Origin of the sequence: Streptomyces sp. NPDC006610 (assembly GCF_040611575.1) — a bacterium.
In the GTDB taxonomy this organism is placed as follows: domain Bacteria; phylum Actinomycetota; class Actinomycetes; order Streptomycetales; family Streptomycetaceae; genus Streptomyces.
The window spans coordinates 148217-174721 of sequence record NZ_JBEXOP010000002.1 but is presented as its reverse complement, the minus strand read 5'-3'; the positions used below and the strand labels follow the sequence as shown (position 1 = coordinate 174721).

The 26505-nt window shown below is 70.9% G+C and carries 25 protein-coding genes and 1 pseudogene; 4 read left to right on the top strand and 22 right to left on the bottom strand.

All coding sequences use genetic code 11. The features are described 5' to 3' along the window. Positions 1-83 precede the first annotated feature (83 nt). Both ABZY13_RS02535 and ABZY13_RS02530 read left to right on the top strand, forming a co-directional pair. Positions 84-929 carry a siderophore-interacting protein gene (locus ABZY13_RS02535; protein WP_356627008.1) on the top strand — a complete coding sequence of 282 codons (846 nt, stop codon included), beginning with the start codon at positions 84-86 and terminating at the stop codon, positions 927-929. 473 nt (positions 930-1402) lie between these two features. After that, positions 1403-2365, top strand: a complete 963-nt coding sequence (locus tag ABZY13_RS02530; RefSeq protein ID WP_356627007.1) for an RluA family pseudouridine synthase — start codon at positions 1403-1405, stop codon at positions 2363-2365. Here ABZY13_RS02530 and ABZY13_RS02525 read toward each other — a convergent pair. The 6 genes from ABZY13_RS02525 to ABZY13_RS02500 all read right to left on the bottom strand — a co-directional run bounded on the left by ABZY13_RS02525 (position 2359) and on the right by ABZY13_RS02500 (position 10113). Continuing rightward, positions 2359-3849, bottom strand: a complete 1491-nt coding sequence (locus ABZY13_RS02525; protein ID WP_356627006.1) for a cytochrome P450 — start codon at positions 3847-3849, stop codon at positions 2359-2361. The genes ABZY13_RS02530 and ABZY13_RS02525 overlap by 7 nt on opposite strands. 35 nt (positions 3850-3884) lie before the next feature. Next, positions 3885-4505: an ATP/GTP-binding protein gene (locus tag ABZY13_RS02520; RefSeq protein ID WP_356627005.1), complete on the bottom strand. Its 621-nt coding sequence runs from the start codon at positions 4503-4505 to the stop codon at positions 3885-3887. Beyond that, positions 4486-4887, bottom strand: coding sequence for a DUF742 domain-containing protein (locus ABZY13_RS02515; protein ID WP_356627004.1), 402 nt, complete (start codon positions 4885-4887; stop codon positions 4486-4488). Before ABZY13_RS02515 ends, ABZY13_RS02520 begins: the two co-directional genes overlap by 20 nt. Continuing rightward, entirely contained in the window at positions 4884-5291 is a 408-nt protein-coding gene (locus ABZY13_RS02510) for a roadblock/LC7 domain-containing protein (RefSeq protein WP_356627003.1), read from the bottom strand. The genes ABZY13_RS02515 and ABZY13_RS02510 overlap by 4 nt, the downstream gene beginning before the upstream one ends. After that, positions 5288-6928: an ATP-binding protein gene (locus tag ABZY13_RS02505; protein ID WP_356627002.1), complete on the bottom strand. Its 1641-nt coding sequence runs from the start codon at positions 6926-6928 to the stop codon at positions 5288-5290. Before ABZY13_RS02505 ends, ABZY13_RS02510 begins: the two co-directional genes overlap by 4 nt. A 335-nt stretch (positions 6929-7263) precedes the next feature. After that, the gene (locus tag ABZY13_RS02500; protein WP_356627001.1) at positions 7264-10113 is read right to left on the bottom strand and encodes a DEAD/DEAH box helicase; all 2850 of its coding nucleotides are present in this window, start codon (positions 10111-10113) and stop codon (positions 7264-7266) included. A 207-nt stretch (positions 10114-10320) separates the two neighbouring features. Here ABZY13_RS02500 and ABZY13_RS02495 point away from each other — a divergent pair, with 207 nt between their 5' ends. Continuing rightward, a complete protein-coding gene (locus ABZY13_RS02495) occupies positions 10321-10797 on the top strand; it encodes a hypothetical protein (protein WP_356627000.1) in 477 nt (158 codons plus the stop codon). 85 nt (positions 10798-10882) lie between these two features. Here the strand turns inward: ABZY13_RS02495 and tatC are convergent, their stop codons facing one another. The 10 genes from tatC to ABZY13_RS02445 form a co-directional block, all read right to left on the bottom strand. Further along, positions 10883-11827 (bottom strand): twin-arginine translocase subunit TatC, encoded by a 945-nt coding sequence (gene tatC, locus ABZY13_RS02490; RefSeq protein WP_356626999.1) that lies wholly within the window; start codon positions 11825-11827, stop codon positions 10883-10885. A gap of 47 nt (positions 11828-11874) precedes the next feature. Beyond that, the gene (gene tatA, locus ABZY13_RS02485; protein ID WP_356626998.1) at positions 11875-12162 is read right to left on the bottom strand and encodes a Sec-independent protein translocase subunit TatA; all 288 of its coding nucleotides are present in this window, start codon (positions 12160-12162) and stop codon (positions 11875-11877) included. Positions 12163-12422: 260 nt separating this feature from the next. After that, complete coding sequence (locus ABZY13_RS02480) at positions 12423-12617, bottom strand: hypothetical protein (protein ID WP_356626997.1); 195 nt, start codon at positions 12615-12617, stop codon at positions 12423-12425. Positions 12618-12636: 19 nt separating this feature from the next. Further along, positions 12637-12927 carry a hypothetical protein gene (locus tag ABZY13_RS02475; protein WP_356626996.1) on the bottom strand — a complete coding sequence of 97 codons (291 nt, stop codon included), beginning with the start codon at positions 12925-12927 and terminating at the stop codon, positions 12637-12639. Then, positions 12924-13961: a WYL domain-containing protein gene (locus ABZY13_RS02470; protein ID WP_356626995.1), complete on the bottom strand. Its 1038-nt coding sequence runs from the start codon at positions 13959-13961 to the stop codon at positions 12924-12926. The genes ABZY13_RS02475 and ABZY13_RS02470 overlap by 4 nt, the downstream gene beginning before the upstream one ends. A 19-nt stretch (positions 13962-13980) precedes the next feature. Continuing rightward, positions 13981-14934: a WYL domain-containing protein gene (locus ABZY13_RS02465; RefSeq protein ID WP_356626994.1), complete on the bottom strand. Its 954-nt coding sequence runs from the start codon at positions 14932-14934 to the stop codon at positions 13981-13983. 130 nt (positions 14935-15064) lie between these two features. Then, positions 15065-15436: an FKBP-type peptidyl-prolyl cis-trans isomerase gene (locus ABZY13_RS02460; RefSeq protein ID WP_356626993.1), complete on the bottom strand. Its 372-nt coding sequence runs from the start codon at positions 15434-15436 to the stop codon at positions 15065-15067. Between the two features lie 54 nt (positions 15437-15490). After that, on the bottom strand, positions 15491-16471 hold the full coding sequence (locus ABZY13_RS02455; protein WP_356626992.1) for an FKBP-type peptidyl-prolyl cis-trans isomerase: 981 nt from the start codon (positions 16469-16471) through the stop codon (positions 15491-15493). 135 nt (positions 16472-16606) lie between these two features. Further along, positions 16607-17968, bottom strand: coding sequence for a Pup--protein ligase (pafA, locus tag ABZY13_RS02450; protein ID WP_356626990.1), 1362 nt, complete (start codon positions 17966-17968; stop codon positions 16607-16609). A 9-nt stretch (positions 17969-17977) separates the two neighbouring features. Next, a complete protein-coding gene (locus tag ABZY13_RS02445; protein ID WP_356626989.1) occupies positions 17978-19237 on the bottom strand; it encodes an MFS transporter in 1260 nt (419 codons plus the stop codon). Between the two features lie 137 nt (positions 19238-19374). On the opposite strand from ABZY13_RS02445, the gene ABZY13_RS02440 reads away from it, so the two are divergent. Beyond that, the gene (locus tag ABZY13_RS02440) at positions 19375-20394 is read left to right on the top strand and encodes a LacI family DNA-binding transcriptional regulator (RefSeq protein ID WP_356626988.1); all 1020 of its coding nucleotides are present in this window, start codon (positions 19375-19377) and stop codon (positions 20392-20394) included. A gap of 67 nt (positions 20395-20461) precedes the next feature. Here the strand turns inward: ABZY13_RS02440 and prcA are convergent, their stop codons facing one another. From prcA to arc, 6 genes and pseudogenes are all read right to left on the bottom strand, one after another. Next, a complete protein-coding gene (gene prcA / locus ABZY13_RS02435) occupies positions 20462-21211 on the bottom strand; it encodes a proteasome subunit alpha (protein WP_356626987.1) in 750 nt (249 codons plus the stop codon). Positions 21212-21270: 59 nt separating this feature from the next. Further along, positions 21271-22116 carry a proteasome subunit beta gene (gene prcB / locus ABZY13_RS02430; RefSeq protein ID WP_356626985.1) on the bottom strand — a complete coding sequence of 282 codons (846 nt, stop codon included), beginning with the start codon at positions 22114-22116 and terminating at the stop codon, positions 21271-21273. Continuing rightward, positions 22068-22256: pseudogene (locus tag ABZY13_RS02425) on the bottom strand (endonuclease VII domain-containing protein); the annotation flags it as partial. The pseudogene ABZY13_RS02425 and the gene prcB, both read right to left, overlap by 49 nt. A 182-nt stretch (positions 22257-22438) precedes the next feature. Further along, positions 22439-22657 (bottom strand): ubiquitin-like protein Pup, encoded by a 219-nt coding sequence (locus tag ABZY13_RS02420; protein WP_356626984.1) that lies wholly within the window; start codon positions 22655-22657, stop codon positions 22439-22441. Between the two features lie 169 nt (positions 22658-22826). Next, positions 22827-24338, bottom strand: coding sequence for a depupylase/deamidase Dop (gene dop / locus ABZY13_RS02415; protein WP_356626983.1), 1512 nt, complete (start codon positions 24336-24338; stop codon positions 22827-22829). A gap of 243 nt (positions 24339-24581) precedes the next feature. Beyond that, positions 24582-26348: a proteasome ATPase gene (arc, locus tag ABZY13_RS02410; RefSeq protein WP_356626982.1), complete on the bottom strand. Its 1767-nt coding sequence runs from the start codon at positions 26346-26348 to the stop codon at positions 24582-24584. Between the last annotated feature and the right edge of the window lie 157 nt (positions 26349-26505).

The following is a 26505-nucleotide window of genomic DNA, read 5'->3' as shown; positions in this document are numbered from 1 at the left end:
GTGAAGTGCTCGAGGGATGGGGTTTCACCAGGGGAGAGCTGGTAACTTAGGTAAGCCTAAGTTTTGGGAACAGGGAGGCCGTCATGGCAGAACGTCCGGCCCGGAAGCCGCGGAGGGCGCATTCCGCGCAGGTCGTCCGCACGGAGCGGCTCACTCCGCACATGCAGCGCGTGGTCCTCGGGGGTGACGGTCTGGCCGGGTTCACGGCCGACACCTGCACCGACCACTACGTGAAACTCCTGTTCCCGGCCGAGGGCGTCACCTACCCCGAGCCCTTCGACATGCAGCGCGTCCGCGAGGAGTTCCCGCGCGAGCAGTGGCCGGTCACCCGGACCTACACCGTGCGCGCCTGGGACGCCGAGGAGCGCCTGCTGACCCTGGACTTCGTGCTCCACGGCGACGAGGGCCTGGCCGGCCCCTGGGCCATGCGGGTCCAGCCCGGCGAGACCGTCCGCTTCCTGGGTCCCGGCGGCGCCTACGCGCCGGACCCCGACGCCGACTGGCACCTGCTCGCCGGTGACGAGAGCGCGCTGCCCGCCATCGCGGCGACCCTGGAGGCGCTGCCCGACGGCGCCCGGGTCCGGGCCTTCGTGGAGGTCGCGGGGCCCGAGGAGGAGCAGAAGATCGACTCCGACGCGGAGGTGGTCTGGCTGCACCGCGGGGACCGTCCCGTGGGCGCGGCCCTGGTCGAGGCCGTCCGGGCGCTGGACTTCCCCGAGGGCCGGGTGCACGCCTTCGTCCACGGCGAGGCCGCGTTCGTGAAGGACCTGCGCGCACTGCTCCGCGTCGAGCGCCAGATCCCCCGCGAGGACCTGTCCATCTCCGGCTACTGGCGCCTCGGCCACGACGAGGACGGCTGGCAGGCCGCGAAGCGCGAGTGGAACGCCCGCATCGAGGCCGAGCAGGAGGGCGCGACCAGCGCGGCGTAGGGCCGCGCCGGGCCGGGCTCGACGGGAGCGACGCCCGAGGCGGCCGGGGCGGCGTCGGCACGGCACGCGGAGACCGCCAGGCCGGCCCGGGCCAATACGCCGATACCTGGGCCGGCCACACCGGCGCACCGACACCGCCCGCGTCACGGGCCCCCGCAGCGCCGCCGACGACGGCCACGGTCCGCGACCGCGCCGCGCCGGGCCCCGACCGGGACGCCGCCCGAAGGCCGGCCCGGATCCCGGCACGGGCACGGGCACGCGGAGACCGCCGCGCAGATCGCGGCGAATACCTGGGCCGCGCGCGTCAGGGCACTGGCACGGCCCGGTGCCGCGAGGCCGTCCGGCCGGATGGCCCCCCGCGGCTTCCGGGACGACGTCCCGTGCTGCGGCCGCGCCCGCCGTCCTCCGTCGGAGCGGCGGCCCGCCTCCCCCGGCATCGGCACGCCCGCCGGCCGGGCGCATACCCTGGCCCGGTGAGACGTCGGCCCTCCACTCCGCCCTCCCCCCTGCCGCAGCGCGACGGGGTCGATCCGGTGCGGGTGCGGCTGCCCTTCGGCGGGGGCTGGGCCACCGTGCGGGAGCATCTCGTGGAGCGGCTCAGCGGGGCCGGGCCCGGGGTCGTCGACGGGATGCTGGAGGCGGGCCAAGTCGTCGGCGCGGACGGGCGGCCGGTCGCGCCGGGGACGCCGTACGTGCCCGGGATGTACGTGTGGTTCCACCGGGAGCTGCCCGAGGAGACCCCCGTGCCGTTCCCGCTGGAGGTCGTGCACCGCGACGAGCACATCGTCGTCGTGGACAAGCCGCACTTCCTGGCCACCACCCCGCGCGGCAGCCACGTCGCCGAGACGGCGCTGGCCCGGCTCCGGCGGGAGCTGGGCATCCCGACGCTGGGCGCCGCCCACCGGCTGGACCGGCTCACCGCCGGGCTGGTCCTGTTCACCGTGCGGCCCGAGGAGCGGGGCGCGTACCAGACGCTGTTCCGGGACCGGCTGGTGCGCAAGGAGTACGAGGCCGTGGCCCCGTACGACCCCACGCTCGACCTGCCCCGGACCGTGCGCAGCCGGATCGTGAAGGAGCGCGGCAGTCTGACGGCGCGCGAGGTGGAGGGCGAGCCGAACGCGGTCAGCCGCATCGAGCCGGCCGAGCACCGGCGGGAGCCGGACGGGACGGGCCTCGGCCGGTACCGGCTGGTTCCCGGCACCGGCCAGACCCACCAGCTGCGCGTGCACATGGCCGCCCTCGGCATACCCATCCTCGGCGACCCGCTCTACCCGGTCGTGACCGATCCCGTGCCGCCCGGCGACTTCCGCCGGCCCCTCCAACTCCTCGCGCGTGAGCTGGAGTTCACCGACCCGGTCACCGGGGTCGCACACGCCTTCCGCAGCGGGCGGACGCTCGCCGCCTGGTCCGACCCCGCCGCGTGGTCCGGTCAGTAGCCCAGCCACCACCGCCGCAGCCGCGGCCAGACGCCTCTCCTGCGCGGGGCGGGCTCCTCCACCGCCGGCGCGGGCTCCGGCCTGCGGGGTCGTGGTCGGGCGGGAGCCGGCAGGGGCACGCCCCCGGCCCGCCGGTCGTCGGCGGCGCGCGGCGGCGGGACCGTCCCCGGGACGGGCGCCTGCGAGATCTCCTGCTGCGGTTTGGGCTCGAACCGCACCGGCAGGGCCACCAGATGGCGGGAGGCGATCGACTCCCGCCACTGCAGTTCCCCCTCCGCGCAGTCCAGTTCGACGTCCGGCAGCCGCAGCAGCAGCGCGTCGACGCCGACCTCGGCGATCGCGCGGCCGATGTCCTGTCCGGGGCACTCGTGCGGGCCGCCGCCGAAGGCGAGGTGGGAGCGGTTGCCCTGCATGCTGGCCGACAGGTCGGGACGCACCCGCGGGTCGATGTTGCCCGGCGCCGGCGCGAACAGCAGCCCGTCGCCCTTGTGGATGCGCCGGCCGCCCAGCTCGGTCTCCTGCTTGGCGAAGTAGCCGAGGACCGTGCTGAACGGCGGCTCGTCCCACAGCGACTGCTCGACGGCCTCGGGCACGGTCATCTGGCCGCCGTTGAGCTGCGCCCGGAACCGGGGATCGGTGAGCACCGTGCGCAGCGCGTTGGACAGCAGGTTGACGGTGGCCTCGTAGGCGGCGAACAGCACCAGCCGCAGATGCTCCCTGACCTCGTCGTCGGTGAGCCGTGCCGGATGGTTGACGAGATGGCTGGTGAAGTCGTCCTCGGGCCGGGCGCGTCGGCGGGCGGTGAGCCGGCCGAGGGCGTCCATCACGTGGGCGTGGCTGGCGATGGCCGTCTCGGTGCCCTTGAGGGCGTCGCGGGCGGCGTGCACCAGTCGTTCGTCGTACTCCTCGGGCATGCCGAGGATCTGGCACATCACCGCCATCGGCAGATGCTCGGTGAACCGGCTCACCAGGTCCGCCTCGCCCTGCTCGCAGAACTCGTTGACCAGGCGCTGGGTGTGGCGGTTGATGTGCCGGCGCAGGCTGCGGTGGTCGATGGTGGACATCGCGCCGGTGACGGCGGAGCGCAGCCGCAGATGCTCCTCGCCCTCGGCGTGCGAGCAGATCGGCTGCCGGGCGATGTGCGGCATGAGCGGGTGGTCGGGCTTGACCCTGCCCTCCCGCAGCGGCGTCCAGATGCGGCTGTCGCGGGTGAAGACCGAGGGGGTGCGCACCATGTGCAGGTTCTCGGTGTGGCCGAGGACGACCCACATCGGCACGTCGTCGTGCAGCAGTACGGGCGCCACCGGGCCGTGCTGCTCGCGGAGCCGCTCGTACAGCCCGGCCAGGTCCTCGGTCCGGTGCAGCCGGTGTGCTCCGCCGGAGCCGGAGCCCGGCGCCTGCGCGTGCGCGGGGCAGCCCGGCGGCGGGGCGGGGAGGGGGGTGTGGTCGTCCGTGCGGGTCGGGGAGTGGGGTTCAGGCGTCACAGCGGTCGCTTTCGGGGGAACGGGTCCGGGTCGGGTCAGGCGAGCTTGCCGGTGAGGGCGAGGTCGTGCAGGAAGCGCACCAGGGTCAGCAGGACGTCCCGGCTGGAGGCGCGGCGGCGTACGTCGCACTCGACGATCGGGATCACCGGGGACAGGTCGAGCGCGGCCCGCAGGTCCTCCAGGGGGTGGCGGGGCGCGTCGGGGAAGGAGTTGACGGCCACCACGAAGGGCACGCCGCGTTCCTCCAGCCGTCCCATGGCGTCGAAGCTGACCTCGAGGCGCCGGGTGTCGACCAGGACGACCGCACCGAGGGCCCCTTCGAACAGGCCGTTCCACAGGAACCAGAAGCGTTCCTGGCCGGGGGTGCCGAAGAGGTAGAGCACGAGCTGGTCGGTGATGGTGATGCGGCCGAAGTCCATGGCCACGGTGGTGGCGGTCTTGGAGTCGGAGCCGTAGTCGTCGTCGACGCCGACGCCGGCCTGGGTCATGGTCTCCTCGGTGGTCAGCGGCCGGATCTCGCTGACCGAGCCGACCATCGTCGTCTTGCCGACGCCGAAACCGCCCACGATCACGATCTTCACCGCGGCCTGCGCCGTGGACGGCAGATGGTCCTCGGCGCGGGGGCCGGGAATCGTGTCAGAGCCTTTGAAGTCCATGCATCACCGCTTCGAGGAGGGACCGGTCGGGGAGCGCCTGCCGGACGATGGGCGCGCGCGCCTGCACCTGCTCGGCCGCCAGCAGTTCGGTGAGCAGCGCGCTCACCACGCTGAACGGCAGGCCGAGGTAGGCCGACAGCTCGGCCACGGACAGGGGGGCCGAGCACAGCCTGAGCAGCGCCGCCTGTTCCGGCGTGGCGGACGGCGGCGGGTCGCCGTCCGCCACGATCAGCGTCACCAGGTCGAGGGGCAGCCGGGCGCCGTCCTCGCCGGAGATGGTGTAGAGCCGCTCGGGGTTGGGGCGCTCGGGGCCCGGCCGCTCGGCGGACCGGGGCGGCGGTTCCGGGACGGGCCGGCGCCGCCGGCGTCGGGCAGGAGTCATACGGTCTGCCCGTTCCGCCGGGGCGGGCTGGTCAGGTGCGCGCCGATCCTGACGACGAGGTCCCGCATCCGGGCGGCCATGTGACCCGGCTCGCAGCGCACGTCGGACAGGACCGCGAGGTAGGCGTTGGCGCCGGCGGCCATCAGGTAGAAGTAGCCCCCGTCGACCTCGACGACGACCAGTTTCATCTCACCGGTGCTGCCCGGGACCTCCCGGGCCACGGCCGTCGTCAGGCTCTGGAGCCCGGCGCAGGCCGCGGCGACCCGGTCGGCCGTGTCCGGGTCACCGCCGTAGCGGGCGATGCGCAGGCCGTCGGCGGAGAGCACCACGATCATCTCGATGCCCGGGACCCCGTCGTTCAGGTCCTTGAGCATCCAGTCGAAGTTCCCTCGCTGCTGGATCACGTGAGATCCCCCTCGTCGTCGGCCTCGGTGCGGGCCGGATCCTTGATCAGATGGGCGAACGCGGCCGGGTCGCGGGTGAAGGCGGTGGGGTGCACTCCGGGCGGGGTGTCCTTCTTCAGGCCCTCCCAGAAGGCCTCGAAGCCGACCCCGGGCGGGGTGTCGTCCTTCCTGCGCTCCGGCTCGGGTGCGGTCTCGTGGCCGTCCTGCGGCCGGTAGGACGCCGTCTCCTCGCCCCGTCGGGCGGCCAGTTCGCGCTTGGCCTGCGCCACGAGCTGTTCGTGCGCCGGCACCGAGACCCGGCTGCGGCGCTGCGGCAGGCCCTGCTCGGTCCACTCGGTGACCTCGGGGACGTCGTCGTCGCGGGAGACGTCGGCGGGGACGCGCGGGTTGGTGGGGCGGCGGCGCTTGGGCGAGCGCTTGGGTCCTTCCAGGGTGCCCGGGGTGCGCTGCGGCACGGAGGTGGCGCCGATGCCGTGGGCGAGGCCGACGCCGGGCTCGTCGGTGAGCATGTCGGAGGGCACGACGAGGATCGCTCGGACGCCGCCGTACGCGGACGCGCGCAGCGAGACCTGCATCTTGTACGCGGTGCACAGCCGGCCCACGACGGCGAGGCCGAGGCGGGGGCTGTGGCCGAGTTCCTGGATGTCGTCGCCGAGCTTGGCGCGCTCCAGCACGCCCTCGGCGCGTTTGCGTGCCTCCTCGCTGAGGCTGACGCCGGAGTCCTCGATCTCGATGCAGACGCCGGTCTGCACCTCGGTGGCGGTGACGTGCACCTTGGTGTTGGGCGGCGAGTAGCGGGTGGCGTTGTCGAGGAGTTCGGCGGCGGCGTGGATGACGGGCTCGACGGCGATGCCCTTGACGTTGACCATGGCGATGGAGGCCAGGTTGATGCGGCGGTACTCAAGGATCCGGGACATCGCGCCGCGCAGCACGCTGTAGAGGGCGACGGGCCGGGGCCACTGGCGGCCGGGGCGGCCGCCGCCGAGGACGGAGATGGAGTCGGCGAGCCGGCCGATCATCGCGTTGCCGTGGTCGATGCGCAGCAGGTCGTCGAAGACGTCCGGGTTGCGGCCGTGGTCCTCCTCCATCTCCCGCAGTTCCGCGGCCTGTTGGTGGACGATCGCCTGCACGCGCCGGCCGATGTTGACGAACGAGCGCTCGGCGGACTCGCGCAGGGTCTGCTCGTGTTCGACGATGTCCAGCACGGTGGAGACGATCCGGCGCTGCGGTGCGGACAGGGCGGCGAACTCGGAGCTGCTCTCGCCGAGCCTGATCATCACCTCGCGCGGCGTGTCGTTGCCGTGCTTGAGCAGGTGCAGGGCGGCGGGCAGGTGGTGTTCGGAGAGCCGGGTGATCTGGTCGTCGTGGACGGCGATCCGCTGCTCCAACTGAGCGGTGCGGCGGGCGTGTTCGGCGCGCAGGGCGCGTGTCTCGCGGGCGCGGCGCACGGCGTCGGCGGCGGTGGCGACGACCAGCACGGTGGCGATGGCGCCGCACCAGCCGACGGCGGTCCGGGCCGGTTGCGCCACGAGGGCGACGGCCGCTCCGGTCGCCGCGGCCATGAGTACGGCCGGCAGCAACAGCACGCCCATGTAGGGAAGTTCACGGCGTTCGGGCGGGGATTGAACACTCACCATGTGGGCCCTCTGGAAGGAATCGGCTGGGAGGAGTGCGCGCGACAACGGAACCTTCGCGACAAGTGGGAACAAGCGAACCATTACGGCGCAACTCGGTGCGCTGCGGGCGAGCTTAGTCCGACCGGATCATCGCGATGTCATATTCCGCAAGCACCTGAAACGGGCGCGGGGAAGGAGTAACCTCGGCCCCATTTGCACGCTCGGATCCCACCCGCACACGCTGCGTGAGGACGCCGGGGCATGCGAACGCCCCTCACCGGACCCGGTGACCGGGCGGTGAGGGGCGTCGTCGCGCTGTCGCGGAAACGTCGTCGCGTCGTCGCGGAGGGAGGCGGTCAGCCCACGGACGAGTAGGCCACGACCCCTCTGAGCAGTCCGTCGACCGCCTTGCGCGCGGCCTTCCCCACGGTCGAGCCCTCGGGAGCCGCCGCCTGGATCTGCCCCAGCACGTCGATGACCTGCTTGCACCACCGCACGAAGTCGCCGGCCGGCATGTCCACCTCGCGCAGCACCTCGTCCAGGCCCGCACCGCCGGCCCAGGTGTACGCGGCCCAGGCGAACCCGAGATCGGGCTCGCGCTGTCCGACGCCCTCGGTCTGGCGGATGCGGTACTCCTCCTCCAGCGCGTCCAGCCGGCCCCAGATCCGCACCATCTCGCCCAGCGCGGCCTTGGCCTTGCCCGACGGCAGCTTGGGCGCCATGGCGTCGTCCGCGGCCCGCGCCTCGTACACCAGCGCCGAGACGCAGGCGGCCAGTTCGGCCGGGGCGAGGCCCTCCCAGACACCGGCCCGCAGGCACTCGCTGGCCAGCAGGTCCAGCTCGCCGTAGAGCCGGGCGAGCCGCCGGCCGTGCTCGGTCACCTCGTCGTCGCGCAGGTAGTCCAGCTCGGTCAGCAGCGCGACGATGCGGTCGAACGTGCGGGCGATGGTGTTCGTGCGGCCCTCGATCCGGCGCTCCAGCTGTGCGGTGTCGCGCAGCAGCCGGTGGTAGCGCTCGGCCCAGCGGGCGTGGTCCTCGCGGTCGTCGCAGCCGTGGCAGGGGTGAGCCCGGATGGCCGCGCGCAGCCGGGCGATCTCGCGGTCGTCGGCGGCCTGCGAGCGCTGCTTGCGGTGCCGCTCCGGCGCGATGTGCCCGGCCTTGGTCCGCAGCGCGGAGGCGAGGTCCCGGCGCGACTGCGGCGAGCGCGGGTTGAACGACTTCGGGATGCGCATCCGCTCCAGCGGCTCGACCGGTACCGGGAAGTCCATCGACGCCAGCCGCTTGACCTGCCGCTCGGCGGTGAGCACCAGCGGGCGCGGTCCGTCGTGGTACTCCAGTGCGCGGTGCCCGTTGGTCCGCCCGGCCGGCAGGCCCGGGTCGAGCACCAGGGCCAGGCCCGCGTACTTCCCGGTCGGCACGTGGATGACGTCGCCGGGCCGCAGCTTCTCCAGCGCCACGGCGGCCTCCGCACGCCGCTGCGCCGCACCCTGCCGGGAAAGTTCGGTCTCGCGGTCCTTCAGCTCCCGGCGCAGCCGCGCGTACTCATCGAAGTCGCCGAGGTGGCAGGTCATCGACTCCTTGTAGCCGGCCAGCCCCTCCTCGTTGCGCTGCACCTGCCGGGAGATCCCGACGACCGACTTGTCGGCCTGGAACTGCGCGAAGGACGTCTCCAGCAGCTCGCGCGAGCGGTGCCGCCCGAACTGCTCCACGAGGTTGACCGCCATGTTGTACGACGGCTTGAAGCTGGAGCGCAGCGGATAGGTGCGCGTCCCCGCGAGGCCGGCCAGGTGCTCGGGGCTCATCCCGCGCTGCCAGAGCACCACGGCGTGGCCCTCGACGTCGATGCCGCGCCGACCGGCCCGGCCGGTGAGCTGGGTGAACTCGCCGGGGGTGATGTCGGCGTGCTGCTCGCCGTTCCACTTGACGAGCTTCTCCAGCACGACCGACCGCGCGGGCATGTTGATGCCCAGCGCGAGGGTCTCGGTGGCGAACACGGCCTTCACCAGGCCGCGCACGAACAGCTCCTCGACGACCTCCTTGAAGGTCGGCAGCATGCCCGCGTGGTGGGCGGCGATGCCCCGCTCCAGGCCCTCCAGCCACTCGTAGTAGCCGAGGACGTGCAGGTCCTCGGTCGGGATGGAGGCGGTGCGCTCCTCCACCAGCGCCCTGACGCGCTGCCGGGCCTCGTCGTCGTTCAGCCGCAGGCCCGCGTACAGGCACTGCTGGACGGCGGCCTCGCAGGCCGCGCGGCTGAAGATGAAGGTGATGGCGGGCAGCAGGCCCTCGGAGTCGAGGCGCTCGATCACCTCCGGCCGGCTCGGCGTCCACACCCGCGAGCGCTGCCGTCGCTCCCGCTCGCGGTCGGCCTCGCGCATCGACCGGCCGCGTCTGCGGTCCTGGTACGACGGCCGGCTGGCCTCCATCCTCGCCATCCGCGTCAGATCCGGGTTGACGGCCTTCTTGTGCCCCTCGCCCTCCTCGAACAGGTCGTACATCCGCCGCCCGGCCAGCACGTGCTGGAACAGCGGCACGGGCCGGTGCTCCGAGACGATCACCTCGGTGTCGCCGCGGACGGTGTCGAGCCAGTCGCCGAACTCCTCGGCGTTGGACACGGTCGCCGACAGCGACACCAGCGTCACGGACTCGGGCAGGTGGATGATCACCTCTTCCCAGACCGCGCCGCGGAAGCGGTCGGAGAGGTAGTGCACCTCGTCCATGACCACGTACCCGAGACCGAGCAGGGTCTGCGAGCCGGCGTACAGCATGTTCCGCAGGACCTCGGTGGTCATCACGACCACGGGGGCGTCGGAGTTGACGCTGTTGTCGCCGGTGAGCAGGCCGACCTCGGCCGCGCCGTAGCGGCGGCACAGGTCGGCGTACTTCTGGTTCGACAGCGCCTTGATGGGCGTGGTGTAGAAGCACTTCTTGCCCTGTTGCAGGGCGAGGTGGACGGCGAACTCGCCCACGATCGTCTTGCCGGAGCCGGTGGGCGCGGCGACCAGCACGCCCTTGCCCGCCTCCAGCGCCTTGCAGGCCTCTATCTGGAACGGATCGAGGCCGAAGTCGTACATCTCGCGGAAGGAGGCGAGCGCGGTGGCCTGCTCGGCGGCGCGCCGACGCGCCGCCGCGTACCGCTCGGCCGGGGAGAGGTCCTCTGTCATCGTGCTTTCGAGCGTACCGGGCCGCACTGACAACAGGACGATCATTATCCGGATCACCTGCCACGCCAGGCAGCAGCGCGTGCGAACCGTCCATCAGCCTGACTTCCCTGAACGCGAGACCTCATCCTCTCTATACCAACTTGACACTTTCACGAACCGTCGATCATTGTATGTTGCGACACGCGTTCGATTAGTTACACAACGTGAAACCGCCTTTTCAAGGAGAAGAACTTGAAGCTCCCCCGTCCCCGCATGATCACCACCGCCGCCGCGGCGGCACTCGCCGTCGGCGGTCTCGTAGCCATGCCCGGCACCGCTTCAGCCGCTGCCGACAGCGACTGCAGCGCCAAGCAGCACAAGGACTTCGACACCCTCGGTGCCAATCTGGACGTCTACATCACGCTGTGCGTGTACCGGGACAGCAACAGCGACTACAAGGCCAAGGCGTACGTGTCCTGGGCCGACGGCGGCCAGGGCAATGCCGGCGGCATGGAGAAGTTTTACGTGCAGGTACGACTCGAGCGGAACGACGCCGACTACAGGACGAACACCACAAACTACTCAAACGTGATGAACGCTTATGGTTCGAGCTCGGCCAGCAACGAGACCACCGAATACCACAGCAGCACCACGGGTGGTTGGACTGCGGACGGCACCGTGTCGTACAACGTCGACCTTGACGGCGACGGTGACAAGACCTGGGCCCTGGGGGGCTCCCCGTCTATCTGATCTGAACACCAGATGGGGTGCCGTTCGCACTATGCAACGGCACCCCATCGTCATGAGAACACTCACCCGCAGAGACCGGGCTGCCTCACGTCACGTCGTCGTACCCGTTCACCCGGTCCTTGGCGATCTGCTCGGGCAGCGCGCCGGTCGCGCTCACGGTCTCGATGTCGCCGATGTCCTCGGGAGTGAGGTCCAGCTCGGAGGCCTCGTCGTCGGCGGGGCCGAGGGCCTCGCGGCGGCGCCTGCGCCGGTCGTTCACCAACGAAATGGCCACGGCGGCGAAGTACAGGATCCAGATCGGCCCGGCCAACGCGAGCATCGTCACCGGCTCAGTGCTCGGGGTGGCGACGGCCGCGAAGACCGTGATGCCCATGATCATGCCGCGCCACCAGCCGAGCATCCGCCTGCCGGTGACGGCGCCGGTGAAGTTGAGCATGACCAGCAGGAGAGGCAGCTCGAAAGACAACCCGAAGACGAGCACCATCCGGACGATCAAGTCGAGCAGTTCGTCCAGCGGCAGCTGGTTGTCGAGGTCCGCAGGCGAGAACTCGAGCAACACCGTTGCCATGGTGGGCAGAGTTATGTAGGCGAAGAAGGCCCCGCCCAGGAAAAGCGGAAACCCTGCGCCGACGAAAGCCAGAGCGTACTTCCTCTCGCGGCGGTGCAGACCCGGGGCGACGAACGCCCACAGCTGGTAGAGCCACACCGGAGACGCAAAAATCACGCCGGCCATGAGCGACACCTTCAGCGCGAGCGTGAAAGGCGTCAACAGGCCGTTGAGCACAATGCGAGCGCAGGTACCGCTGTCCTTCTCCGACAGCTCGGCGAAGCTCGCCTCGCATCCCACGGCATGCAGGATCGGGTCCGTGAAGAACTCGATGATGTCCTTGTAGAAGAAGGCGGCCACGACCGTCACGACGACAATGGCCAGCACGGCTTTCGCGAGCCGGTTGCGTAGCTCACGCAGGTGTTCCGCGAGGGGCATCCGCCCCTCGGGATCCTTCTTCTTCTTGCGGGCAGGCTTCAGCAACCCACGTTCCCATCTCGTGCGGCGGGCCGGAGGTCACCGGCCCTGCGTCAGCGCTTGGTCGTGTCCGTCGGCTCGGTGACCGGCCGGGAGCTGGTCACGTCGCCGGGGGCGGCCTGGATGACGCGCTGAGCCGGGGGCTGCTGGTCGTCAGCGGCCTGCGGCGGGTCGGCCGGGGCGGAGGACTTGTCCTCCTTCATCGCCTTGGCCTCGCTCTTGAGGATGCGCGCGGACTTGCCGAGGGAGCGGGCCATGTCCGGAAGCTTCTTCGCGCCGAACAGCAGGATGATGACGACGAGGATGAGAATGATCTCGGGAGCTCCGAGCCTTCCGAACATAAGTCTTTACCTTCTCACCGAGGCGGCTGGGTGGGTGCTGTCCGATCCTTTGGACAGGTGTCCGAAGGATCGTGCTGTCAGCGATCGTAACGCTCAGGGATGAACGCGAGGCAATCCCTGTGCGTACTCCCGATCCACGGCCCGGGCCTCGTTTTCCGGTGCCGCGATCAGCAGCGTACCTGCCGCACCCGCCACCTCGACAGGGCGAAGTTGCCCAAAGCGCCCCGGGCGCCGGACTCACGGAAACGGCACGGCCCCGCTCACAGGGCGTCCACGGACCGCGCCGCGCTCGCCCCCGCCCGCTCCAGCTCCTCGGCGGCACGGCCGATGCGCTGGGCCGATTCCGCCACCTGCCGCCCCAGCCGCCGCGCCTCCACGCACACCCGCACGGCCGGGACCGCGACCACGACGAGGCCGGCGAAACCCATGGCTACAGCAAACATCGACCAGAACATGACGTCCGCTCCAGTGCTCTCAAAGGGCCGAGTGGAGGCGCAGGGTGCGCACTCCCCCGCCGGTGAGGAGTTCCACGATGCGCTCCCCGGCCGGCTTGCGCACCGAGGCGCCGCACTCGGGGCAGGTGAAGGAGTAGAACGTGGTGCGGCTGGTGGCGCCGATCGCCAGCCGCAGGGCGTTCGCCGCGAGCTCGAAGCTGGCCCGGCACTCCGGGCAGCCCGCCCGGAACACCACCGGCGCCACGCTGCGCATCCCCGCGAACGCGGACGCCACCGTCATCTCCTGCACCCCGGACGCCGACTCGCTCACCGTGTCTGCTCCTGCCTGTCGTCCCACCCCGCCGGCCGCGGGCCGTCCGCGTCGATCACGTCGTACGCCGCCAGCGCCTCCCGGGCCGCCCGGCGGGCGCTCTCGGCCAGCTCCGCGGGCGCCACGATCCGGCCGTCGGCCCCCAGCCGCAGCGCCAGGCGCCGCAGCGACGCCGGCTCGGGCGTGCGCAAGGTGATCCGCAGCCCTCCGTCGGCCAGTTCCTCGGCGCTGTCGTGCGGGTAGTACTCGGCGACCCAGCGCCCGCCGGGCCCCACCTCGACCACGACCTCCGGGTCCTCGGCGGCCGGCTGCACCAGCCCCTCGGACAGATCGCGCAGTTCCACCTCGGGCGGCGCGGACGGCTCGTCGAGAACCTTGATCTCGGCCACCCGGTCCAGCCGGAAGGTACGCCGCGCCTCCGAGCGCCGGCACCACGCCTCGACATAGGTGTGGCCCACGCTGACCAGGCGGATCGGGTCGATCTCGCGCTCGGTGACCTCGTCGCGGGCCGGCGAGTAGTACCGGATCCACAGCCTGCGGCGCTCGGAGATCGCCCGGTCGACGTCGGCGAAGACGCCGCCCTCGGACTCGAACGTCACCGACAGCCGGGAGCTGGCGCCCGCCGCCTCGCCGGCCGCCGTCTCCACCTTGGCGGTGGCCCGCAGCAGCGCCTGCCGGTCGCTCTCCCTGAGCCCCGGCAGCGTGGCCACGGCCCGCGCCGCGACCAGCAGCGCGGTCGCCTCGTCGGCGGCCAGCCGCAGCGGCTCCGCCGCGTCCGCGCCGAGCGCGGCCGGGTTGTGCCACCAGATGCGCTCGCCGTCCGTGTCGATGTCGAGCAGATCGCCGCCGCGGAAACTCGTGCCGCACATCGGCAGCACGTCGAGGTCGGAGACCAGCTCGTCCTCGGTGATGCCGAAGGCGCGGGCGACGTCCGCGATCCTGGCGCCGGGGCGCTCCTTGAGATACGTCACCAGCGAGAGCATCCGCCGGGTCTGGTCGATGGCGTTCACGGGCCTGACCGGTTTGCCTGCCACTGTGCTCGTCCGCTCCCGCTCAGCCCTTGGCCACGGCACGCAGCCGGTCCACCACGTCGGCCCGCAGCTCCGCGGGGTCCAGGACCACCACGTCGGGCCCGAACTCCACCAGCCAGGCGTCCAGTCCGTGCCCGTACGGAATCTCCAACTCGTCCCACCCGTCGCCCAGTTCCCGCACCGAGGCGGCCCGCGCCCGCAGCGGGTAGCCGGCCCCCGAACGCAGCCGGATCCGCGCGGAGCGGTCGGCGGTCTCCCCCGCCCAGCTCGCCACGGTCTCCCGCACGGTGACGACGTCGGGCACCGGCGCCGTGTAGCGCCCGCCGCGCGAGCGCACCCTGCCGGTGATCCGGGACAGCCGGAACACCCGCTCGGCGCCCCGGTCACGGTCCCAGCCGGCCAGATACCAGTGGCCGCGCCAGCACTCCAGCGCCCACGGCTCCACCTGCCGGGGCTCGGGACGGGCGGCGGTCGCCTTGCGGTAGTCGAACACCACCGGGCGGCGGTCGCGGCAGGCCAGCATCAGCGGCTCGAAGGCGGCCTCGTGCACCGGGATGCGCGGCTCCAGGGCCCCGTGGGCCTCGTAGGGGTCGACGTCCTCCGGCAGCCCGGCCGCGCGCAGCTTCTGCAGGGCGCCGCTGGCCGCGCCGGCGAGCCGGGCCTGCTGCCACACCTTGGCGGCCAGTCCCAGCGCGGCGGCCTCCTCGGCGTCCAGGGTGATGGGCGGCAGCCGGTTGCTGTCCCGGCGGGCGAGATAGCCGACCTCGCCGTCCAGGTTCTCGACGGTCTCGATGACCAGGCCCAGCTCGCGCAGATCGTCCTTGTCCCGCTCGAACATCCGGTTGAACGAGTCGTCCGACCCGGCCTCGAGATAGGCCTCGATGGAGTCGCGCAGCTCGCGCTTGCTGAGCGGCCGGCGCGTCCCCAGCAGACACAGCGCCAGGTTCATCAGCCGCTCGGCCTTGGCAATGGCCATCGACGCCCTTCGCCTCCCTATGGTGCTTACGAGCGACGACCGTACCGCTCCGCGGTGTCCCGGCAAAAGCGGAGGCCCATGCCCCGGACGGACATGGGCCTCTCAACGGCCGGACGCGGCCGTCCGGCGGTCAGACGCCGAGCAGATCGACCACGAAGATCAGGGTCTCGCCGGGCTTGATCGCCGGGGTCGGGCTCTGGTTGCCGTAGGCCAGGTGCGGGGGAATGGTCAGCTGGCGGCGCCCGCCGACCTTCATGCCCTGCACGCCCAGGTCCCAGCCCTGGATGACCCGGCCGCCGCCCAGCGGGAAGCGGAACGGCGTCCCGCGGTTCCAGCTGGCGTCGAACTCCTCGCCCGTGCTGAAGGCGACGCCCACGTAGTGCACGGTGACGGTCTGGCCCGGCTGGGCCACCTCGCCGTCGCCCTCCCAGATGTCCTTGATCTCGAGGTCCGCCGGGGGCTCGCCGCCCGGGAAGTCGATCTCGGGCTTGTCGATGCTCACTTCATTTCTCCTTGTTGCCGACCTGCGTCACGGACAGTCTCACAGACTTCCCGATCACACGGTGCCCAGGATGTCGACGACGAAGACCAGCGTGTTCTTCGCCAGCTCGCTCTGCGGATCGGCGCCGTAACCGAGGGACGGCGGGATCACCAGCAGGACCCGGTCGCCCACGTTCTTGCCGACCAGGCCCTGGTCCCAGCCCTGCACGACGGCCCCGGTGCCGATCTGGAACGCCGTGGCGCCCCCGTGGTCCCAGGAGGAGTCGAACTTCTTGCCGTCCTCCCACTTGATCCCGGTGTACTGGGCGACGAGTCCCTGCCCGGCCTCGACCTTCTTGCCGTCGCCCTTGATCAGGACCTGCTCCTTAAGCTCCTTGGGGGGCTTGACGCCCTTGGGCACGGTGATGGTCGCCGCCTTCTGCGACGGAGCCTTCACCTCCGGCATGCCGGCCTCCGGGGCGGCCTGCTCGCCCTCGACCTCGCCCTTGGCGTCGACGGCCGCGGCGCCGACCGGGTCGACCACCCAGATCAGCACGTCCTTCGCGGTGATCCCGGACTGGGGGTTGAGACCCTCGCCGATCAGGTCGCCCGCGGTGCCCTGCACCAGGACCCGGCTGCCCGCCTTCTTGCCCTTCACGGCGTCCAGGACCTTCGCGGGCAGCTGCCGGCTCTGCTTGCCGACCTGCTCGACGGACTGCTGCTTGGGCGTCCCGGCGCCGCCCTGCTGCGCGCCCCAGGTGCCGCCCAGCTCCTCGTCGCCGCCCCACTTCTTGACCGTCCAGTCCAGCCGGACGAAGTCGGAGGCCTTGATCGCGCTGCCGCTGCCCTGGACGACCGTCCTGGTCACCGTCTTCTGCGACGGCTCGCCGCCCTCGGGCTCGGAGATCTCGGGCTTCTCCCCGACCTTCCCCTCGACCTGGGCGACGTCGGCCGCCGCCTCGCCCTTGCTGTCGTCGTCCGAACCGCATGCGGCGGTGAACAACAGTGCGGGAACGGTGAGCAGCGCCGCGAGGCGTCGATTCATGGTGTAGTTCATCAGTCCAACTGGGTTCGGGGGTGGGGGCGAGTGCCGCCACTCTACGACCAAAGAACGCCCGGTGCCCGGAGGCGTCGAACACCTCCGGGCACCGGGCGTTGCGATCAGGCCGCCACGGAGCGGCTGCGAACCCCGCTACATTCCGGCGATCAGCTTCTCCACCCGGTCGTCCACCGAACGGAACGGGTCCTTGCACAGCACCGTGCGCTGCGCCTGGTCATTGAGCTTGAGATGCACCCAGTCCACGGTGAAGTCCCGGCGCTGCTCCTGCGCCCGCCGGATGAAGTCGCCGCGCAGCCGGGCGCGCGTGGTCTGCGGCGGAACCGACTTGCCCTCGAAGATCTTCAGGTCGTTGCAGATCCGCGCCGCCTGCCCCTTCTTCTCCAGCAGGTAGTACAGCCCGCGACGCCGGTGGATGTCGTGGTAGGCGAGGTCTATCTGCGCCACCCGCGGGTGCGACATCGTCATGTTGTGCTTGGCCCGGTACCGCTCCAGGAGCTTGTACTTCATCACCCAGTCGATCTCGGTGCCGATCCGGTCGAGGTCCTCCGCCTCGATCGCGTCCAGCGCCCGGCCCCACAGCTCCAGCACCTGCTCCACCGTGCCGGTGCGGATGCCGCGCCGCTCGCAGAAGTCGACGGCCTTCTCGTAGTACTCGCGCTGCACCTCGAGCGCCGAGGCCTCCCGGCCGCTGGCCAGCCGCACCTTGCGCCGGCCCGTGATGTCGTGGCTGACCTCGCGGATCGCCCGGATCGGGTTCTCCAGCGTCAGGTCCCGCATCACCGTGCCGGCCTCGATCATGCGCAGCACCAGATCGGTCGCCCCGACCTTCAGCAGCATCGTCGTCTCGGACATGTTCGAGTCGCCGACGATCACATGCAGGCGGCGGTAGCGCTCGGCGTCCGCATGCGGTTCGTCACGCGTGTTGATGATGGGCCGGGAACGCGTCGTCGCCGAGGAGACGCCCTCCCAGATGTGCTCGGCCCGCTGGCTGACGCAGAACACCGCCCCGCGCGGCGTCTGCAGCACCTTGCCCGCGCCGCACAGCAGCTGACGCGTGACGAGGAACGGGATGAGGATGTCCGCCAGCCGGGAGAACTCCCCGTGCCGGGCGACGAGATAGTTTTCGTGGCAACCATAGGAGTTGCCGGCGGAGTCGGTGTTGTTCTTGAAGAGGTAGACGTCGCCTGCGATTCCCTCCTCGTGCAGGCGTCGTTCCGCGTCCACCAGGAGCCCTTCCAGAATGCGCTCGCCGGCCTTGTCGTGGGTGACCAGCTCGGTCACGTTGTCACATTCGGGTGTCGCGTATTCCGGATGCGAACCCACGTCGAGATAGAGGCGGGCGCCGTTGCGCAGAAAGACATTGCTGCTACGGCCCCATGACACGACACGGCGGAAGAGGTACCGCGCCACCTCGTCAGGCGACAGACGGCGCTGTCCCCTGAACGTGCACGTGACGCCGTACTCGTTCTCCAGCCCGAAAATGCGGCGGTCCATGACTGAACATTACGCCCGATCCCCGGAACTGAAACGGGGTTCGGCAGCACGATTTGGATCATTTTCCGAAGAAGCGGCGACGACCGCCGTTCTCGGCCCCACTGCCAATACCCGCCCCGTCGCCAGCAAAACCAGCAACGACACACCGCCCGCCGCCCCCGGCACCGCGAACCCCCACAGCGCCCCGCCCCACTCCAGCACCGGCCCCGTCAGCCCCGTCCCCACCGACGCCCCCACCGTGAACGTCGTCACCAGCCACGAGAACGCCTCCGTGACCGTGCCCCGCGGCGCGTGGCGGTCCACGATGACGAACGCACAGGCGATCGCGGGCGCCAGGAACACACCCGCCAGCGCGGTCAGCGCCGCCATCGCCACCGGACCCGGCATCAGCATCAGCGGCAGATAACACACCGCCAAAAGCCCCACCAGCACGCGCAGTCGCCGCTCCGGCGCACCAGCCCACCGTCGCGCCCCGTACACGGACCCGCCCACCAGCGCGCCCAGCCCCAGCGCCGCCATCAGCCAGCCGTAGACGGCGTCGCCCCCGTGCCCGTCCGCGTACGACACCGCCGCCACGGTGATCGAGCCGAGCGCCACGCCCACGAACAGGAACGCCGCCAGCAGCGCCACCAGCCCCGGCGAACGCAGCGCCCCCAGCCAGTGGGCCTCGCGCGGCGCGGACCGCCAGGCACGCGACGGCGGCGACAGCACCACCGACAAGGCCCCCAGCACACCGACCGCGTTCACCAGCAGCAGCGCCGCCTGCGCCGACCACAGCGACACGCACAGCGTCACCAGCAGCGGCCCGACGGTGAACATGACCTCCTGCGCCACCGCGTCCATCGCGTACGCCGTGTGCACCTGGTCCTCCCGGCGCAGCACCGACGGCCACAGCGCCCGCAGCCCGCCCTCCAGGGGCGGCGTGAACAGGCCGGCCGCGGCCACGGCCGCATACGACAGCGCGAGCGCCCCCGTGCCGCTGACGGCGAAGACGGCCGTCGCCAGGGCGGAGGCGAGGGCGGCCGGCAACTGGACGCGCGGCTGGCCGTACAGGTCCACCAGGCGGCCCAGCACGGGCTGCCCGACCGCGTTGGCGACCCCGTACACGGCCGCCAGCACGCCGGCGAGGCTGTACGAACCGCCCTCCGCGCGGACGAACAGCACGATCGCGATCGCCGCCGTCGCGTTCGGCAGCCGCCCCACCAGCGTCCCGACCAGCAGCCGGGTGGCGTGCTTCGCCCGGAGGATCTCCAGATATCCCGTGGCCATGTCCGCCTTCCGACCGGGTCGCACTGCGGTTGCCCGGAGGTTGTACGTATAACGTCGTTCGTCATACGTACCATGTCCGCTGTTCACCCGTCCAGGCGTCAGACCCGGACGACCGCCCACGAAGGAGCAGGCCGACGGTGGCACCCGGCAGCACCCGACCCACCAGCCGCGACGTCGCCCAGGCCGCCGGCGTCTCCCAGGCCGCCGTCTCCCTGGTCCTCGGCGGCAAGTGGCGCGGCCGGGTATCCGAACCCACCGCCCGACGGGTACGCCAGGCCGCCGAGGAACTCGGCTACCGGCCCAACCTCGCCGCCCGCAACCTGCGCCTCGGCCGCACCCGCACCGTCCTCCTCGTCGTCCCCGCCCTCACCACCGAGTTCTTCGCCGGCGTCTACACCGGCGCCGCCCGCGTCGCCGCCGCCCACGGCTTCGGCGTCGTCCTCTACCCCTCCCCCGAAGGCATCGGCCCCGCCAAGGACCCCTTCGCCTCCGCCCAGGCCGCCCTCGACGGCGTCATCGCCTCCTCCATGGCCGCCGACGCCCTCACCGCCATCCGCGGCGGCCAGCTCCCCCTCGTCATGCTCGACAGCGACCCCGCCGGCAGCCCCGGCGCCGCAGCCACGGTCAACCTCGACATCGCCGACGCCGTCCGCCGGATCGCCGAACACCTCCTGGGCCTCGGCCACCGCCGCTACCTCCACCTCGCCGCCGACGTGCCCTCCTGGACCTTCGCGGTCCGCGCCCGGGAACTGGCCGCCCGCCTCACCACCGCCCCCGGCACCACCCTGCACACCGCCCGCGCCCCCCTGACCATCGACGGCGCCCTCGCCGCCGCCCAGGCCGCCCTCACCCGCCCCGGCCCCCGCCCCACCGCCATCGTCTGCGACGACGACAAACTCGCCGCCGGCGCCTACAAGGCCCTGCGCCGCCTCGGCCTGCGCATCCCCGACGACATCTCCGTCACCGGCCTGGACGACCTCGCCCTCGCCACCGCCATCGACCCCGAACTGACCACCGTCCGCCTCGACGCCGAACAGTTCGGCGAACGCGGCATGCGAGCCCTCCTCGCCGTCCTCGAAGGCCGCGAACCCGAACGCGGCGACATCCCCGTCGAACTCGTCGTACGCGCCTCCACCGCGCCCCCGCCGGCCGACTGACCCCGCGCACAGGAAAGCCCCGGCCGTCCAACCCCCGGCCGGGGCTCCCGCACACCGCGCGCTACGGCTACTCGTCCTCGCCTGCCTGGTCCTCGGCCTCCGCCGCCGTCGACGCGCCATTGGCCTCCAGCAGCCGGCCCAGCTGACGGCCGGTGATCCGCTTGAACTTGCGCTTCTGCGGACGCGTACGGTCCAGCACCGCCACCTCCAGCCGCTCGGCGGGAATCTCCCGCTCACTGCCGTTGGTGTCCCGCGACAACGCCTGCACCGCCAGCTTCAGCGCCTCCGCCAGCGTCATGCCGTCCCGGTGCCGCTGATCCAGATAGCTGCTGATCTGTTCCGCGTTGCCGCCCACCGCCACCGAGCCGTGCTCGTCCACGATCGAGCCGTCGTGCGGCAGCCGGTAGATCTGGTCCCCGTCCGGCGTCTCACCGACCTCGGCCACGACCAGCTCCACCTCGTACGGCTTCTCACCCGCCGAGGAGAAGATCGTGCCCAGCGTCTGCGCGTAGACGTTCGCGAGACCACGCGCCGTCACGTCGTCCCGGTCGTAGGTGTAACCCCGCAGATCGGCGTAGCGCACACCGCCGATCCGCAGGTTCTCGTACTCGTTGTACTTGCCGGCCGCGGCGAAGCCGATCCGGTCGTAGATCTCGCTGAACTTGTGCAGCGCACGGGACGGGTTCTCACCGACGAACACGATGCCGTCGGCGTACTGCAGCACGACCAGGCTGCGACCGCGGGCGATGCCCTTGCGGGCGTACTCCGCCCGGTCGGCCATGGCCTGCTGGGGTGAGACATAGAACGGCGTCGACACCGGTTATCCGTCCCTTTCTGTGGAAGTCACTGGATCACCCTGACCAAGAACCGCCGCGCCTACAGCAACGCGGCCCGCGGACCGTCCGGCTGCTCCAGACGCCGCTCCAGCACCGCGCGGGCGATCTCCGAGGACTCGTCCTCGGTCAGCCGGCGGAAACCGTCCTCGGTGATCACGGTGACGATCGGGTAGATCCGGCGGGCGACATCGGGACCACCGGTCGCCGAGTCGTCGTCTGCCGCGTCGTACAGGGCCTGCACCACGAGGGTCGTGGCGTCGGCCTCGGTCAGATCGGCACGGAACAGCTTCTTCATGGCACCGCGCGCGAAGATCGAGCCCGAGCCCGTCGCCGCGAAGCCGTGCTCCTCGGAACGGCCGCCCGTCACGTCGTAGGAGAAGATCCGGCCCCTGCCGCGGTCCACGTCGTACCCGGCGAACAGCGGCACCACGGCCAGGCCCTGCATGGCCATGCCGAGGTTGGAACGGATCATCGTGGACAGGCGGTTCGCCTTGCCCTCCAGCGACAGCTGGGCGCCCTCCACCTTCTCGAAGTGCTCCAGCTCCAGCTGGAACAGCTTCACCATCTCCACGGCCAGACCGGCGGTGCCGGCGATGCCCACCGCCGAGTACTCGTCGGCCGGGAACACCTTCTCGATGTCCCGCTGCGCGATGACGTTCCCCATGGTCGCGCGCCGGTCACCGGCGAGCACGACACCGCCCGGGAACGTCACGGCCACGATCGTGGTGCCGTGCGGCGCCTCGATCACGCCCTGCGTGGGCGGGAGTTGACGGTTGCCGGGCAGCAGCTCGGGCTGGTGCTCGGAGAGGAAGTCCATGAAGGAGGACGACCCAGGCGTCAGGAAGGCAGCTGGTAGACGCCCGGTGCTACGAGTGTTGGCTTCCACGCGTTTCCTTCCAGGTAAGCGGCCGCACGGCGGACGGCGTCGGGATCGTCCCCCAACTTGCCGATGGCCGAATTGCAGTTGAAGCACAGTACGCCACGGACCCTACCCGTCTTGTGGCAGTGATCCACATGCACGGCGGGCACCTTCGGAAAGATCACACGGAGCCACGCCCGGGCAGCGACGCTCGCGTCACTCCCGGCTGTGGTGAGGACGCGCCGTTCGGCGAACGCTGCTCGCGGCACGTGCTCCTCGTACCGCGAACAGCGATTCACCCGACCTTCACCTCAAAGGCAGAAAGTCGCTAAGACCTTCGACTCGAAGGCTATTCGCCGCCTTTTTGAACGAATGAGCGAACGAAGTCCTCGGCGTTCTCCTCGAGCACGTCGTCGATCTCGTCCAGCACCGAGTCCACGTCGTCGCTCAGCTTCTCCTGGCGCTCCTTGAGGTCCTCCGCGGCCTGCGTCTCCGCGGCCTGCTCCTCGACCTCCTCCGTGGAACGCGTCGCCTTCTGCTGGCCGCCGCCGGTGTCCTTGGTCGCCATATCCCTCACCCCGCTCAGTTCGCCCGACATCTGCCGATCGGTGATGATCAGACCCTACAAGCCGGGTCCGACATCGGCCCCGCAGTTCCTTCAACGTACGGGGCCCACCTCGATGATTCCCGGGGGCCGGGGTTTCCACCCCGGCCGCCCGCCCCCGGACGGGTACCCCTCAGCCGCCGGAAAGGACCTTGACCAGGTCCTCCGCGGTGCGGCAGCGGTCCAGGAGCTCCTTGACGTGATTACGCGTTCCGCGAAGCGGTTCCAGGGTTGGGACCCGCTGGAGCGAGTCCCGGCCCGGGAGGTCGAAGATGACCGAGTCCCAGGAGGCCGCGGCGACGTCGTCGGCGTACTGCTCCAGGCAGCGTCCGCGGAAGTAGGCGCGGGTGTCCTCCGGGGGCTTGGTGACGGCCCGCTGGACCTCCGCCTCGTCCAGCAGGCGCTTGATGCGGCCGCGAGCGGCGAGGCGGTTGTAGAGGCCCTTGTCGGGGCGTACGTCGGCGTACTGGAGGTCGACCAGGTGGAGCCGGGCGGCGTCCCAGTCGAGGCCGTCGCGGCGCCGGTAGCCCTCCATCAGTTCGCGTTTGGCGACCCAGTCGAGCTCTCCGGCGAGGCTCATGGGGTCGCGTTCGAGCCGGTTGAGGGTGTCCTCCCAGCGGGCGAGGACGTCCTTGGTCTGGTCGTCGGCGTCGGCCCCGAAGCGTTCCTCGACGTATTTGCGGGACAGCTCGAAGTACTCCATCTGGAGCTGGACCGCGGTGAGCGTCCGGCCGCTGCGCAGGGTGACGAGCCGCTTGAGGGTCGGGTCGTGGGAGACCTGGTGCAGGGTGCGGACGGGCTGGTCGACGGCCAGGTCGACGGCGATGAAGCCGTCCTCGATCATGGACAGGACCAGGGCCGTGGTGCCCAGCTTGAGGTAGGTCGAGATCTCGGAGAGGTTGGCGTCGCCGATGATCACGTGGAGCCGGCGGTATTTCTCGGCGTCGGCGTGCGGCTCGTCGCGGGTGTTGATGATCGGGCGCTTGAGGGTGGTCTCGAGACCGACCTCGACCTCGAAGTAGTCGGCGCGCTGGCTGAGCTGGAAGCCGTGTTCGTGGCCGTCCTGGCCGATGCCGACGCGGCCGGCGCCGGCGAAGACCTGGCGGGAGACGAAGAAGGGCGTCAGGTGGCGCACGATGTCCGAGAAGGGGGTCTCCCGCTTCATCAGGTAGTTCTCGTGGGTGCCGTAGGAGGCGCCTTTGTTGTCGGTGTTGTTCTTGTAGAGGTGGATCGGCTGGGCGCCGGGCAGCTGCGCGGCCCGCTCGGCGGCCTCGGCCATGATCCGTTCGCCGGCCTTGTCCCAGAGGACGGCGTCCCGGGGGTTGGTGACCTCGGGGGCGCTGTATTCGGGGTGGGCGTGGTCGACGTAGAGGCGGGCGCCGTTGGTGAGGATGACGTTGGCGAGGCCGATGTCCTCGTCGGTGAGCTGGCTGGAGTCGGCGACCTCGCGGGCGAGGTCGAAGCCTCGGGCGTCCCGCAGGGGGTTCTCCTCCTCGAAGTCCCAGCGGGCCCGGCGGGCCCGGTGCATCGCCGCCGCGTAGGCGTTGACGATCTGGGACGAGGTGAGCATGGCATTGGCGTTGGGGTGGCCGGGGACGGAGATCCCGTACTCCGTCTCGATGCCCATTACTCGCCGTACGGTCATGCGGCCCTCCTTGCCCGGCGGCTCCCTCGGTCGCGGGCGCCGCTCAGATCCCGCCGGCGCCGGGTGGTGTGCGCGGTGCCGGTGCCCGCGACCGGCGGTTCGGCGGTATGGAAGAGCCTAGAACGCCTTTGCGCTGGTGGGGAGATCATTTGCGTCATTGCCTTGCGCGGTTCCATTGCGGCCGTGGCCGGAAAAGCAGTCGGCTGCGGGTACCCGGCGGGGCACCCGCAGCCGCCCTGTGCTTTAAAGGTACTGCCCGGTGTTCGCCACGGTGTCGATGGAGCGGCCGGTGTCGGATCCCTGCTTTCCGGTGATCAGGGTGCGGATGTAGACGATCCGCTCGCCCTTCTTTCCGGAGATCCGGGCCCAGTCGTCCGGGTTGGTGGTGTTGGGCAGGTCCTCGTTCTCCTTGAACTCGTCCACGCAGGCCTGGAGGAGGTGGGAGACGCGCAGACCCTTCTGCTGGTGTTCGAGGAAGTCCTTGATCGCCATTTTCTTGGCGCGGCCCACGATGTTCTCGATCATGGCGCCGGAATTGAAGTCCTTGAAGTAGAGGACTTCCTTGTCGCCGTTGGCGTAGGTGACCTCGAGGAAGCGGTTCTCCTCGGATTCGGCGTACATGTGTTCCACGGCCGTCTGGATCATGGCCTGGACGCATGCGCCCCGGTCTCCGCCGTGCTCTCCGAGGTCCTCGGAGTGCAGCGGGAGCCGCTCTGTCAGGTACTTGCCGAAGATGTCCTTGGCGGCTTCGGCGTCGGGACGCTCGATCTTGATCTTCACGTCGAGCCGGCCGGGGCGCAGGATGGCCGGGTCGATCATGTCCTCGCGGTTGGAGGCGCCGATCACGACCACGTTCTGCAGGCCCTCGACGCCGTCGATCTCGGCGAGGAGCTGCGGCACGATGGTGTTCTCGACGTCGGAGCTGACGCCGGAGCCGCGGGTGCGGAAGAGGGATTCCATCTCGTCGAAGAAGACGATGACGGGGGTGCCCTCGCTGGCCTTCTCGCGGGCCCGCTGGAAGACGAGGCGGATCTGCCGCTCCGTCTCGCCGACGTACTTGTTCAGCAGCTCGGGGCCCTTGATGTTGAGGAAGAAGCTCTTGCCGGCGGCCTGGCCGGTGACCTCGGCGACCTTCTTGGCCAGCGAGTTGGCGACGGCCTTGGCGATGAGCGTCTTGCCGCATCCGGGGGGGCCGTAGAGCAGGACGCCCTTGGGCGGGCGCAGTTCGTGCTCCTTGAACAGGTCCGGGTAGAGGTACGGCAGCTCGACCGCGTCCCGGATGGCCTCGATCTGGTTGCCGAGGCCTCCGATCTGCTCGTAGCCGATGTCGGGGACCTCTTCGAGGACGAGTTCCTCGACCTCGCTCTTGGGCACGACCTCGTAGACGTAGCCGGAGCGGGGTTCGAGCAGCAGGGCGTCGCCGGCGCGGATGGTCACGTCCAGCAGCGGCTCGGCGAGCCGTACCACCCGTTCCTCGTCGGTGTGCCCGAGCACCAGGGCGCGCTCGCCGTCCTCGAGGATCTCCTTGAGGGTGACGATCTCGCCGACGCGCTCGAACTGCATGGCCTCGACCACGTTGAGCGCTTCGTTGAGCATGACTTCCTGGCCGCGCCGCAGCTCGTCGAGCTCGACGCTGGGGCTGACGTTCACCCGGAGCTTGCGGCCGCCGGTGAAGATGTCGGCGGTGCCGTCGTCGTTGGCCTGCAGGAAGACGCCGAAGCCGGCGGGCGGCTGGGCGAGCCGGTCGACCTCTTCCTTGAGGGCCACGATCTGGTCGCGGGCCTCGCGCAGGGTGTTGGCGAGTCGTTCGTTCTGGGCGGACACGCCGGCCAGGTTGGTCTGCAGCTCGACGATCCGCTCTTCGAGAATCCTCGTGTGTCGCGGAGAGTCGGCGAGCTTGCGTCGCAGGACGGCGATCTCCTGCTCAAGGTAGGCAATCTGCCCGGCCGGGTCGTCGGACCCGCGTCCCGGGCGGATGCCGCGGTTCATGTCGTCGTCGTGGGCTGCCACGGTCCTCACCTCCTCCAAGGGGAGCTGGACGCTTCCAGACCCTACCTGGGTGGGTGTCGATTGAAACCCCTAGATCACAAAGACTGTCGGGGTGTGTCCGATCTTCACCCTTGCGCTCTCCCTCACGCCAGGGGAATACCCACGGAACGCGATGGAA

What these genes read in the sequence shown, in the direction of transcription:
- ABZY13_RS02455 (WP_356626992.1), bottom strand. Translation starts at nt 16,471, where the DNA reads ATGAACTACACCATGAATCGACGCCTCGCGGCGCTGCTCACCGTTCCC.
- ABZY13_RS02535 (WP_356627008.1), top strand. Translation starts at nt 84, where the DNA reads ATGGCAGAACGTCCGGCCCGGAAGCCGCGGAGGGCGCATTCCGCGCAG.
- ABZY13_RS02515 (WP_356627004.1), bottom strand. Translation starts at nt 4,887, where the DNA reads ATGACTCCTGCCCGACGCCGGCGGCGCCGGCCCGTCCCGGAACCGCCG.
- ABZY13_RS02505 (WP_356627002.1), bottom strand. Translation starts at nt 6,928, where the DNA reads ATGGTGAGTGTTCAATCCCCGCCCGAACGCCGTGAACTTCCCTACATG.
- ABZY13_RS02520 (WP_356627005.1), bottom strand. Translation starts at nt 4,505, where the DNA reads ATGGACTTCAAAGGCTCTGACACGATTCCCGGCCCCCGCGCCGAGGAC.
- pafA (WP_356626990.1), bottom strand. Translation starts at nt 17,968, where the DNA reads ATGGACCGCCGCATTTTCGGGCTGGAGAACGAGTACGGCGTCACGTGC.
- ABZY13_RS02495 (WP_356627000.1), top strand. Translation starts at nt 10,321, where the DNA reads ATGATCACCACCGCCGCCGCGGCGGCACTCGCCGTCGGCGGTCTCGTA.
- ABZY13_RS02480 (WP_356626997.1), bottom strand. Translation starts at nt 12,617, where the DNA reads ATGTTCTGGTCGATGTTTGCTGTAGCCATGGGTTTCGCCGGCCTCGTC.
- dop (WP_356626983.1), bottom strand. Translation starts at nt 24,338, where the DNA reads ATGACCGTACGGCGAGTAATGGGCATCGAGACGGAGTACGGGATCTCC.
- ABZY13_RS02500 (WP_356627001.1), bottom strand. Translation starts at nt 10,113, where the DNA reads ATGATCGTCCTGTTGTCAGTGCGGCCCGGTACGCTCGAAAGCACGATG.
- tatA (WP_356626998.1), bottom strand. Translation starts at nt 12,162, where the DNA reads ATGTTCGGAAGGCTCGGAGCTCCCGAGATCATTCTCATCCTCGTCGTC.
- ABZY13_RS02465 (WP_356626994.1), bottom strand. Translation starts at nt 14,934, where the DNA reads ATGGCCATTGCCAAGGCCGAGCGGCTGATGAACCTGGCGCTGTGTCTG.
- ABZY13_RS02445 (WP_356626989.1), bottom strand. Translation starts at nt 19,237, where the DNA reads ATGGCCACGGGATATCTGGAGATCCTCCGGGCGAAGCACGCCACCCGG.
- ABZY13_RS02420 (WP_356626984.1), bottom strand. Translation starts at nt 22,657, where the DNA reads ATGGCGACCAAGGACACCGGCGGCGGCCAGCAGAAGGCGACGCGTTCC.